The sequence below is a fragment of the Agromyces humi genome (assembly GCF_009720255.1).
Taxonomy (GTDB): Bacteria; Actinomycetota; Actinomycetes; order Actinomycetales; family Microbacteriaceae; genus Agromyces; species Agromyces humi.
On the sequence record NZ_WJSP02000102.1, the window covers coordinates 1 to 10,347 of the forward strand.

Sequence of the window (10,347 nt, forward strand, 5' to 3'; positions counted from 1 at the left end):
GCAGCGGGAAGGGTGGTCATGCGCGCGCGCGGCATCGCGACCGAGCCGCGTGCGCACGGAGTCGTTCCGCGCCGAAGTGGAAGAACTTCGCGCGGCTCCAGCCGGTTGGTGGCGCATGGCGAGGAGCTCGAGCGAGCGCGCGGTCGACGGCGCGACCTGACGAATCCGCGCACCCGCGGCCGCGTTCTGGGGGCGATCTGGCGGCGGAGGAAGGGGGCGATTCGCGTCGACGAGCCGGTTCGTCGACCACGTAGTAGCCCGACCACGTGGTCCACGTCACGGACGACGCCCCGATGAGTTCGCCTGCGGGCTCGCGCGACGGCGGCGCAGCGGCATCCGCCGGCATCGCGTCATCCGCGGGGGTGAGCATCGGCATGACCGCCACCGCGACCGAGCGGCGCACCATGCGCGCCGTGAGCACTGCCAGCACGCCGAGCACGGCGCCGCCCGTGTTCATCACCAGGTCGCGCGGGTCGGAGATGCGATCGGGCTCGGGCACCTGCACGAGCTCGATCACCGCGGTGAACGCGAACCCGGCGAGCAATGCCAACGGCCAGCGCCGACGCGGGATGAGCAGTGCCGCGAGCAGCCCGACCGGGACGAACATCGCCACGTTGAACGCCATCTCCGAGAGGTAGCCGGTGGTCCACGTCACGGGGGCCGTCCACGCGTCGGGGTTCAGGATGCCGCCCTCGAGTTGGTTGCCGCTCGTGCGCCACGGCGCGGGGCCGACGGTCGCCCACAGCACCACGGCGGCGTAGGCGAAGGCGACGAATCGCAGGGGGCGGCGGTCCATCCCTCCAGTCTGGGGTGCCTGCCTATGAGCACGCTGGCACCACCCCGGAGATCTGCTGATGAGCCTGGCGTGTCGTGATTCTCGTCATCTCAGGTCACGATCCGATCGCGAACTGGTGTGCTCGCGCGCGTGACCCACTAGGGTAGGCTCAACGATTCCTCCATCAAGCGGGCAGACGCCCGCGCCTCCACCTGATTGCCCGGAGGCGGCACGATCCGCGTGGCATGACCCGATACGAGAAGGCGGATGCCTGAGCGCACACCCGCCCCTCGCCCCCAGCTTCGACGGCACCGTGTCGTCGGGGACGCGATCGACCCCGATCGCATCGGGCCCGCACTCAGCGGCCCATAGGACAGAAGGACAGCAGTATGGCAACCGGAACCGTCAAGTGGTTCAACGCCGAAAAGGGCTTCGGCTTCATCGCTCCCGACGACGGCAGCGCCGACGTCTTCGCACACTTCAGCGCCATCTCGGGCAACGGCTACCGTTCGCTCGAAGAGGGCCAGAAGGTCGAGTTCGAGGTCGCACAGGGCCCCAAGGGCCTGCAGGCTGAGAACATCCGCGGCCTCTAGGTCTCGGCTCTCAGGACGCCCCCGTCAGCTCCGGCTGGCGGGGGCGTTCGTCTTCTGCGCGGGTTCGGCGGATCGACCCGGGCTGCGCGCCGGCTCGGGCGGTTCGTGCTGCGCGTCAGCTCGGGCGAACGGATGCCGCGGCATCCGTCACCTCGTCGCGCCAGGAGTGGCGCGGCTCGAACCCGAGCACCCGGCGTGCCTTGTCGATCGACAGCAGCGTGTCGTTGACCCCGAGGTCGCCGCGCACCTCGACGCCCGGGAACACCTCGGCGACGAGCTCGGCGTTGGGTCGCGACATGACGGTGTCGGCCGCGGCGATGATGAAGCGATCGAAGCCCGGTCGGGCATTCTCGAGCGCGAGGCTCACCGCCTGCGCCCCGTCGCGGCCGTCGATGTAGCCCCAGAGATTCCACTTGCGGAGCGTCGCGTCGGCATCGAACTCGGGGAACGCCTCGTAGTCGGCGGGGTCCATCACGTTCGAGAACCGCAACGCCGTGATCGAGAGCTCGGGATTCCACCGCACGAGCTCGATCGCCAGCTGCTCCTCGAGGTGCTTCACGAGCGAGTAGGTGCTCTCGGGGCGCGCCGGATACTCCTCGTCGACGGGGATGTAGGGCGGCGGCACGTCGAACGGCAGGCCCAGCACGGTCTCGCTCGACGCGTACACGATGCGGGTGATGCCGAGGCGCCGGGCCGCCTGGAACACGTTGAACGTCGACAGCATGTTGTTGTGGAAGGTGGCCACGTCGCTGAGGATGCCGGGTGCGGGGATCGCGCCGAGGTGCACGATGGCCTCGACCCCGGTGTGCCGGTCGTCGACGCCTGCGAACGCGTCGATCACCTGGCCGTAGTCGGTGAGGTCGACGCGGGTGACGTGGGCGCGATCGCCCTGCTGGTCGAGGTTCACGACCTCGTGACCCTCGTCGCGGAGCGTGCGGACGACGGTGCGGCCGAGCTTGCCCGAGCCTCCGGTGACGGCGATGCGCATGGGTCAAGTCTCGCACTGCGTGCAACCCCCTGCCGGCGACTGCCGCCGGCTCCTACGCTCGCCGCATGGCCGACGATGTGGAGCGCCCCGGTGCCGACGCGTGGGTGCCGGAGGGGGCTCCGGTCGACGAGCTCCGCCGTGCCGCGCCCGACTGCCGCGGCTGCGAGCTCTGGCACGACGCCACGCAGGTCGTGTTCTCGCGCGGCCGCGAGGGGGCGCCACTCATGCTCGTGGGCGAGCAGCCGGGCGATCGCGAGGACCTCGAGGGCGAGCCGTTCGTCGGGCCAGCGGGGCGGCTCCTCGCCGACGCGGTCGACGCCGCGGGCATCGCGCGCGACCGCGTGTACGTCACCAACGCGGTGAAGCACTTCCGGTTCCGGCTGCGCGGTAAGCGGCGCATCCACGAGAAGCCGTCCGTCGCGCACATCGTCCCGTGCCGGCCGTGGCTCGAAGCCGAATTCGAGGCGGTGCATCCCTCGATCGTCGTCGCGCTCGGCGCCACGGCCGTGCGCTCGGTGCTCGGGCGCACGGTGCGCATCGGCGAGGTGCGCGGCAGGGTGCTGCCGCCGGATGCCGCGGCCGGGGCATCCGCACTGCCGGCCCCGGTGCTCGTGACGACGCATCCGTCTGCGCTGCTGCGCATCGAGGACCCGGCTGACCGGACGGCCGCGTTCCAGGCGCTCGTCGACGACCTGCGCGCGGCGGCGGATGCGGTAGAGTGATGCCGATTGCGGCATATGTCTCGATACTCACAGTGCCTTCCCATGTGCACCCCCTAGAGTGGGGATATCTACAGCGGGTGTTCTACCCGCGAACCCCGGCTGGGAAGTCGACGACCAGCTGGGACGTATTCACATCTCTCACACCGAAACCCTCGGTGCGGTACGGGCGACGAAGCCCCGCACCGGTTCCGCTGACATCACGCGGAGCTTCACGTCACTCTCTCGGGTCGTTCGCGAGTCCGGCCTCCTGAACCGCACGCGCTGGTTCTACCTCATGCTCATCGGCATCCTGCTCGTCGCCCTCGGCGGCGCGATCGCGGGATTCATCCTGCTCGGCGACTCATGGTTCCAGCTGCTGATCGCGGGGGCCCTCGGCCTGATCTTCACGCAGTTCGCGTTCCTCGCCCACGAGGCCTCGCACCGCCAGGTGCTCGAGTCGGGCCCGGCGAACGACCGCCTCGGCCGCGGCATCGCCGCCGGCGTCGTCGGCATCAGCTACGCCTGGTGGATGACGAAGCACACGCGTCACCACGCCAATCCGAACAAGATCGGCAAGGACCCCGACATCGACTTCGACACGATCTCGTTCGTCGAGGCCGATGCCGCGAAGCAGCGGGGGCTGATGGCGCTCATCACGCGCAAGCAGGGATACCTGTTCTTCCCGCTGCTCACGCTCGAGGGCGTCAACCTGCACTTCACCTCCATCCGCACGCTGTTCGACCGGGGTCCCGTGAAGGGCCGCGGCGTCGAGCTCAGCCTCATCGCGGTGCGGTTCGCGATCTACTTCGGCGCGATCTTCTGGATGCTCCCGCTCGGCATGGCCTTCGCCTTCATCGGCGTGCAGCTGGCCGTGTTCGGCATCTACATGGGCGCCTCGTTCGCACCCAACCACAAGGGCATGCCGATCATCCCCGCCGACGTCAAGCTCGACTTCTTCTCGAAGCAGGTGCTCACCTCGCGCAACGTGTCGGGCGGGTTCTGGGCGAGCGTCCTCTTCGGCGGCCTCAACTACCAGGTGGAGCACCACCTGTTCCCGAACATGCCGCGGCCGCACCTCGCGAAGGCGCGCGAGATCGTGCGCGAGCACGCCCGCACCCTCGACGTGCCCTACACCGAGACGACGATCCTGAAGTCGTACGGCATCGTCATCGAGTACCTCAATCGCGTCGGCCTCGCCGCTCGCGACCCGTTCGACTGCCCGATGGTGAACCAGTTCCGTCGGGTCTGAGACTTCCGTCGGTGGATTTCGCCGGCGGAACCCCGCACGACCCGAGGTCGTGCACGTCGCAGCCGCTCCGGCGGCTCGGCTTTACAGAAGGAAAAGAATATGGCTACCGGAACCGTCAAGTGGTTCAACGCCGACAAGGGCTTCGGCTTCATCGCCCCGGATGACGGCTCGGCCGACGTCTTCGCGCACTTCAGCGCGATCGCGTCGGGCGGATACCGCTCGCTCGAGGAGAACCAGAAGGTCGAATTCGAGACCGCCCGCGGCCCCAAGGGCCTGCAGGCCGAGAACATCACCGTCATCGGTTAAGTTCTCGCACCCCTGATCCGCGGCTTCGTGCCGCGTGGTCGACGAGCGGATGCCGCACGCCGGCGCCTCCCAGTGAGGCGCATGGCGCGGCATCCGCTCGCTCTCGTTCGGCGCTCTGCATGGCCTCGATCGAGCATCCTCGGAGGTTCGCTCCATAGGCTCGACAGAAGCGCCGATCGACCGCTCGGCCCCGAAGGAGGAGCCCCATGAAGTGCCCCAATGACGGAACCGTGCTGGTGATGAGCGAGCGCAGCGGCATCGAGATCGACTACTGCCCGACGTGTCGGGGCGTCTGGCTCGACCGGGGCGAACTCGACAAGATCATCGAGCGCGACGCGCGCGAGTACGGCGGTGCCCCCGCGGCTCCGGCAGCGTCGGCAGCGCCCGGGGGCCCCACCCAGGCGTCACCCGTACCACCGCAGCCGGCGTACGGCCGGCAGCAGCCCGGGTACGGCCAGCAGTCCTACGACGAGCGTGACTACGACAACCGGGGCTACGACAACCGGGGCCAGTACCGCAAGAAGAAGAAGGAGAGCTGGTTCTCCGAGCTCTTCGACTGAGCGCGGCCCCGACCGGCCGGTGCGGGTCGGCTAGCCGCCGACCCCCGACGACGAGGGCGACTCGACCGGCATGGTCACTGCTGCCGCCCGGGCGGCTCCCGCACGCTCGACCGGCCGGCGTTGACGGATGAGCTCCTCGAACAGTGCGACGTAGTCGGCCGCCATGCGGTGGGAGCTGAACCGGGTCTCGACGGCCTCGCGGCACGACGCTCGGTCGAGCGTCGCAAGGTCGGCGAGTGCGGCCGCGAGTCCCTTCGGGTCCGAGCGGATGAATCCGGTGCGCCCCTCCTCGACGATCTCGCCGACCGAGCCGCGGGGCGTGGCGGCCACCGGCGTGCCCGTCGCCATCGCCTCGATCATCACGAGGCCGAACGGCTCGTCCCATTGGATCGGGTTGAGCAGCACGCTGGAGTTGCCCATCAGCTCGTACTTCTCCTCGGCGGTGAGCTCGCCGACGTATTCGGCGTTGGACCCGAGCATCGGCTTGACCACCTCGTCGAAGTACTCCTCCTCGGCCTGCTCCTGCATCTTCGCGGCGATCCGCAGCGGGATGCCGGCGATGGCCGCGGCTTCGATGGCCTCTGGGATGCCCTTCGACGGATGCATCCGGCCGACGAAGCACGCGCTGTCGCCGCCCGGGCCGACGGGCACGTCCTCGACCTGGATGCCGTGGTGGATGACGCGCCTGATCGGCACCGGACCGGCGAGCGACGCCTGGTTGTGCGAGATCGCCACGAACACGACGTCCGACGATGCCGCGCAGTAGAGCTCCTGCTCGATCGGGATGAGCGGGCCGTGGGCCACGGTGACGACCGGGAGCGTCGTCGCGAAGCGCGCGAGGATGGGGCCGGCGAGCGTGTTGTCGAGGATCACGTCGACATCCGCGAGGCCCGAGAAGGCGCGCAGCAGGTGCTGCAGTTCGTGCGCGGTGACGCCCATCTTCGCCGGGTCCGACGCCTCGAAGCCGGGGAGCCTGGGAACTGGGCTCGTGCTGTCGCTCGACGCGGCGAGCACCACGTCCTGCCCGGCATCGGCGAGGGCCCGCGCGAGCACGTCGATGAACGACTCGATGCCGCCGTACGCATTCGGCGGGATGGGGATCCAGGGCGGTGCGATGATGCCGATTCTCATGAGAGGTCCCTTCGGGTGGGAACGGCCGACGCCCAGCGAGGGGTCGGATGCAGGGTGAGGCCGGCGGGGAGGCCCGCGACCGAGACGCCGCCTCGCGCGACGTCGATGGACATCCGCGAGCCCGCGAAGGGCATGTTGCGGAAGTGCATGTCGCCGAAGTGCTCCGAGGAGGTGGGCGCCAGCCAGACCTCCCCGGTCGGCACGGAGGGCTCGAAGCGCACCGTGGTGCGAAGCAGCGAGAAGGGTGTGGCCGCCGCCCAGGCCTGCGGCGAGCACGATGCGGGGTACGCCACGGGCGACGGATACTCGGTGCGACCGAATCCGCAGAACAGCTCGGGCAGCCGCCCGCCGAAGGCGGTCGCCGCCTCGAAGAGGCCGAGCACCACCCGGTTCGCCTCATCGACGAATCCGTACCGCATCAGCCCCGCCGCGATGATGGCGTTGTCGTGCGGCCACACCGACCCGTTGTGGTAGCTCGCGGGGTTGTACGCGCCCATGTCGGACGCCAACGTGCGCACCCCCCAGCCGGTGAACATCTCGTCCGAGAGCAGTCGTTCCGCGACCGCGGCCGCCTTGTCGTCGTCGACGATGCCGCTCCAGAGGCAGTGGCCCATGTTGGAGGCGCAGGCGTCGACGGGGTTCTTGTCGCCGTCGAGCGCGATGGCGAAGTACTGCCGATCCGGGAGCCAGAACCGCTCGTTGAACTCCCGCTTCAGCTCGTCCGCCCGAGCGTCCCACGCTTCTCCGGCCGTGTCGTCGCCCTGGAGTCGTGCGAGCAGCCCTCTCGCGAGGTACGCCTGGTACACGTATCCCTGCACCTCGCAGAGGGCGATCGGCGGCTTGGGGAGCCGCCCGTCGGCGAACGAGATGCCGTCCCACGAGTCCTTCCAGCCCTGGTTGAGGAGTCCGTGGTCGTTCAGCCGCTCGTACTCGACGAATCCGTCGCCGTCGCGGTCGCCGTCCCGTTCGATCCAGGCGAGCGCCCGGTCGGCCGCCCGGATGAGGTCGTCGGGGTCCTCGGGGAGCGCGCCCCACTGGGCGAGCTCGCCGAGCACGACGACGAACAGCGGGGTGGCGTCGACGGTGCCGTAGTAGACGGAGCCCCCGCCCAGGGCGAGGTTCGTGGTGGCCCCCAGCCGCACCTCGTGGAGGATGCGACCCGGCTGCTCCTCGGATGAGGCGTCGAACCGGGTGCCCTGGAGGTCTGCGAGGGTCCGCAGCGTGCCGAGGGCGAGGGTGGGATCCACGGTCATGGACATGAACGCCGTGAGCAGCGAGTCGCGCCCGAAGAGGGCCATGAACCACGGAACGCCTGCCGCGACCACGGCGCGGTCGGGATGCCTCGGGTCGAAGATGCGCAGGGCGCCGAGGTCGCGTTGGCTCTGCAGGATCACCCGCTCGATCGCGTCGTCCTCGAGCGAGGGCACCGGGATGCGCGACTGCCACGCGAGGAACCGGCGCGCCGGTTCCGACACCTGCAACGGTCCGGTGTCCGTGCCCACCAGGAGATCCTCGCCGTCCACCACCGGTGTCACGACCACGCTCTGCGACCACGTGCCGCGCGGGCCGAGGACGACGTCGAATGAGAGCCGGTCGCCGGCGACGAAGGCCCCGCGGGCGGACACCGCCAGGCCGAGCGAGTCGGCCCGTCCGGATGCGACCGTCAGCCGGCCGGCATCGTCGAGGTGTGCAGCCCGTGGCCGCCCGGCGGCGCGCCCCTCCTTCACCTCGAAGATGTCGGCGAAGTCGGATTCGACGACGAGCTCCACCCGGTACGCCATCGGCTCACGGGAGTAGCTGCGGAGCGTGATGCGCTCGCGCAGGCCGCCCTCCACCCGTCGATCGCGTTCGACGACCAGGGGCGTGTCGGCCCGGCCGGGGAGATGCCCTGCCCGGCCGACCGTCACCGCGCGATACGGCTCGGGAGTGGTCGAGGAGAGCGTCTCCACGGGGGCGCCGTCGATGAGCAGCGTCCACCTGGAGATGAGCCTGGTGTCTCGGAAGAACATGCCGTGCGGGAGGTCGGGCACGATATCGCCGTTCTGGCCCGACACGCAGAACGAGGAGCCCTCGACGATCGTGATCGCCCCGGCCCCGGCGCTCTGCGCGAGTGTGTCCGTGTTCCAGCCTGTCATCTGCTCGCCTCGTCACCCGTGGCCGTATCAGGGCCCGTCGTGGCACCCGGCCCGAATCGGCTCTCACCGTAAGCACAAGGTCACGCTGCGGCGAGAGGGTTGACAGCAGCGGTTCTCCGCGTCGGGGCGTGCAGAGCCGGGCGCTCAGCCGGTGATGGCCTGGATGACCCGGCGCGCGACTGACGCGCTCGACTGGGGGTTCTGCCCCGAGATGAGGTTGCCGTCGACGACGACGTGGTCGCTCCAGGGGGCGGCGGAGTCGATGATCGCACCGGCCTCGCGCAGCGCGGACTCGACCCACCACGGCGTGTTCTCGCCCGTTCCGCCGGTGCGTTCCTCCTCGTCGGTGAAGACGGTGAGGCGCCGGCCGGCGAACGCGTTCGAGCCGTCGGGGAGCTTCGCCGAGAGCAGGGCGGCGGGGCCGTGGCAGAACGGCGCGATGATGATGCCCGCCGCCTCCGCGGCCACCAGGACCCGGCCCGTCGCGGCGTCGAACGCGAGGTCGGCCATCGGCCCGTGGCCTCCGGGGAGCACGATCGCGGCGAAGTCGGCCGCGTCGACGTCGGCGACGGGCACCGCGGCGGCGAGTTCGTCGGCGATCGACGCGAGGTAGCCGCGAAGCTCCTCGACGGTCTCGGTGCTGCCGACGACGGCGGGATCGAGGCTGACGGCGTCGACCGTCGGCGTCACCCCGCCCGGCGTGGCGATGGTGACGGCGTGGCCGGCCTCGAGCAGATCGCGGTGGGCGGTGACGAGCTCCTCGGCCCAGAAGCCGGTCGGGTGCTCCGACCCGTCCTTCATGGTGAGGCTGGTGGCGGCGGTGACGATCATGAGGATGTCGCTCACGGGTGATGGTTCCGTTCTGTCGTTGCTGATGGGTGGGGCTGGACGTGCGGGCGGCGCCTGGAGGTCTCGCGGCGCTGCCGGGTCAGGCGCGGTGGAACTCGGCGGGGTGCGGACCGGTGCGCCCGTCGCGCTCGAGGCCGTCGATCGCGTCGAGCTCGGATGCCGCGAGCTCGAACCCGAACACGTCGAAGTTCTCGGCGATGCGCGCCGGGGTGACCGACTTGGGGATCACGATGCGGCCCTGCTGCAGGTGCCAGCGCAGCACGACCTGTGCGGGCGTGCGGCCGTGCGCGGCGGCGATCGTCGTGATCGCGGGGTCGTCGAGCACCGCGCCCTGCGCCAATGGGCTCCAGGCCTCGGTGGCGATGCCGAGGCGGTCGTTCGCCGCGACGACCCGGCGATTCTGCAGGGCCGGGTGGAGCTCGACCTGGTTCACGGCGGGCACGACCGAGCCCTCGGCGACGAGGCGGTCGAGGTGGTCGGGCTCGAAGTTCGAGACGCCGATCGCGCGGATCCGTCCGTCGGCGGCCAGGCGCTCGAGCGCCCGCCACGTGTCGACGTAGCGGTCGCGGTCGGGCGTCGGCCAGTGGATCAGGTACAGGTCGAGCTGCTCGAGCCCGAGCTTCGCGAGGCTCGCGTCGAATGCGCGCAGGGTCTCGTCGTGGCCCTGGTCGGAGTTCCACACCTTGGAGGTGACGAACAACTCGTCACGGGCGAGGCCCGACGACGCGATGGCGCGCCCCACGCCCTGCTCATTGCCATAGACGGCGGCGGTGTCGATGCTGCGGTAGCCGACCTCGAGGGCGGCGGCGACCGCGGCCTGCGTCTCGTCGTTCGGTACCTGGAAGACGCCGAAGCCGAGCTGCGGCATCCGGACGCCGTTGTTCAGGGTGATGGTGGGGACGGTCGCGGTGGTCATGCGTTCCTTTCGGTGGTGGGGCAGGTCGGAGCGGCGGTGCCGCTGCGGCTCAGGCGACGGATGCCACGGGGCGCGTGTCGGTCCCCGCAGCGCGATCGTCGGGGCCGGCGCCCTGAAGGGCGGCCCGTGCGGTGCGAGCCGAGC

General features: G+C 70.3%; 11 protein-coding genes. 5 read left to right on the forward strand and 6 right to left on the reverse strand.

The window, feature by feature from the left end; all coding sequences use genetic code 11:
* Window positions 1–16: 16 nt before the first annotated feature.
* Window positions 17–796 carry a VanZ family protein gene (locus GH736_RS10440; RefSeq protein ID WP_159602893.1) on the reverse strand — a complete coding sequence of 260 codons (780 nt, stop codon included), beginning with the start codon at window positions 794–796 and terminating at the stop codon, window positions 17–19.
* 368 nt (window positions 797–1,164) lie between these two features.
* Here GH736_RS10440 and GH736_RS10445 point away from each other — a divergent pair, with 368 nt between their 5' ends.
* On the forward strand, window positions 1,165–1,368 hold the full coding sequence (locus tag GH736_RS10445; protein ID WP_022893782.1) for a cold-shock protein: 204 nt from the start codon (window positions 1,165–1,167) through the stop codon (window positions 1,366–1,368).
* Between the two features lie 115 nt (window positions 1,369–1,483).
* Here the strand turns inward: GH736_RS10445 and GH736_RS10450 are convergent, their stop codons facing one another.
* Entirely contained in the window at window positions 1,484–2,356 is an 873-nt protein-coding gene (locus GH736_RS10450) for an NAD-dependent epimerase/dehydratase family protein (RefSeq protein ID WP_159602895.1), read from the reverse strand.
* 65 nt (window positions 2,357–2,421) lie between these two features.
* On the opposite strand from GH736_RS10450, the gene GH736_RS10455 reads away from it, so the two are divergent.
* The 4 genes from GH736_RS10455 (at window position 2,422) to GH736_RS10470 (ending at window position 5,172) form a co-directional block, all read left to right on the forward strand.
* A complete protein-coding gene (locus tag GH736_RS10455) occupies window positions 2,422–3,078 on the forward strand; it encodes a UdgX family uracil-DNA binding protein (protein WP_159602897.1) in 657 nt (218 codons plus the stop codon).
* A gap of 118 nt (window positions 3,079–3,196) precedes the next feature.
* The gene (locus tag GH736_RS10460; RefSeq protein WP_407922337.1) at window positions 3,197–4,306 is read left to right on the forward strand and encodes a fatty acid desaturase family protein; all 1,110 of its coding nucleotides are present in this window, start codon (window positions 3,197–3,199) and stop codon (window positions 4,304–4,306) included.
* Window positions 4,307–4,405: 99 nt separating this feature from the next.
* Window positions 4,406–4,612 carry a cold-shock protein gene (locus GH736_RS10465; RefSeq protein ID WP_159602901.1) on the forward strand — a complete coding sequence of 69 codons (207 nt, stop codon included), beginning with the start codon at window positions 4,406–4,408 and terminating at the stop codon, window positions 4,610–4,612.
* 206 nt (window positions 4,613–4,818) lie between these two features.
* Window positions 4,819–5,172 (forward strand): TFIIB-type zinc ribbon-containing protein, encoded by a 354-nt coding sequence (locus GH736_RS10470; protein ID WP_159602903.1) that lies wholly within the window; start codon window positions 4,819–4,821, stop codon window positions 5,170–5,172.
* Between the two features lie 30 nt (window positions 5,173–5,202).
* Here the strand turns inward: GH736_RS10470 and GH736_RS10475 are convergent, their stop codons facing one another.
* The 4 genes from GH736_RS10475 to GH736_RS10490 all read right to left on the reverse strand — a co-directional run bounded on the left by GH736_RS10475 (window position 5,203) and on the right by GH736_RS10490 (window position 10,203).
* Entirely contained in the window at window positions 5,203–6,303 is a 1,101-nt protein-coding gene (locus GH736_RS10475) for a glycosyltransferase (RefSeq protein ID WP_159602905.1), read from the reverse strand.
* On the reverse strand, window positions 6,300–8,438 hold the full coding sequence (locus tag GH736_RS10480; protein ID WP_159602907.1) for an amylo-alpha-1,6-glucosidase: 2,139 nt from the start codon (window positions 8,436–8,438) through the stop codon (window positions 6,300–6,302). The genes GH736_RS10475 and GH736_RS10480 overlap by 4 nt, the downstream gene beginning before the upstream one ends.
* 144 nt (window positions 8,439–8,582) lie before the next feature.
* On the reverse strand, window positions 8,583–9,284 hold the full coding sequence (locus tag GH736_RS10485; RefSeq protein ID WP_159602909.1) for a type 1 glutamine amidotransferase domain-containing protein: 702 nt from the start codon (window positions 9,282–9,284) through the stop codon (window positions 8,583–8,585).
* Window positions 9,285–9,366: 82 nt separating this feature from the next.
* Window positions 9,367–10,203, reverse strand: coding sequence for an aldo/keto reductase (locus GH736_RS10490; protein ID WP_159602911.1), 837 nt, complete (start codon window positions 10,201–10,203; stop codon window positions 9,367–9,369).
* Between the last annotated feature and the right edge of the window lie 144 nt (window positions 10,204–10,347).

What these genes read in the sequence shown, in the direction of transcription:
- GH736_RS10445 (WP_022893782.1), top strand. Translation starts at nt 1,165, where the DNA reads ATGGCAACCGGAACCGTCAAGTGGTTCAACGCCGAAAAGGGCTTCGGC.
- GH736_RS10450 (WP_159602895.1), bottom strand. Translation starts at nt 2,356, where the DNA reads ATGCGCATCGCCGTCACCGGAGGCTCGGGCAAGCTCGGCCGCACCGTC.
- GH736_RS10475 (WP_159602905.1), bottom strand. Translation starts at nt 6,303, where the DNA reads ATGAGAATCGGCATCATCGCACCGCCCTGGATCCCCATCCCGCCGAAT.
- GH736_RS10455 (WP_159602897.1), top strand. Translation starts at nt 2,422, where the DNA reads ATGGCCGACGATGTGGAGCGCCCCGGTGCCGACGCGTGGGTGCCGGAG.
- GH736_RS10480 (WP_159602907.1), bottom strand. Translation starts at nt 8,438, where the DNA reads ATGACAGGCTGGAACACGGACACACTCGCGCAGAGCGCCGGGGCCGGG.
- GH736_RS10440 (WP_159602893.1), bottom strand. Translation starts at nt 796, where the DNA reads ATGGACCGCCGCCCCCTGCGATTCGTCGCCTTCGCCTACGCCGCCGTG.
- GH736_RS10490 (WP_159602911.1), bottom strand. Translation starts at nt 10,203, where the DNA reads ATGACCACCGCGACCGTCCCCACCATCACCCTGAACAACGGCGTCCGG.
- GH736_RS10465 (WP_159602901.1), top strand. Translation starts at nt 4,406, where the DNA reads ATGGCTACCGGAACCGTCAAGTGGTTCAACGCCGACAAGGGCTTCGGC.
- GH736_RS10470 (WP_159602903.1), top strand. Translation starts at nt 4,819, where the DNA reads ATGAAGTGCCCCAATGACGGAACCGTGCTGGTGATGAGCGAGCGCAGC.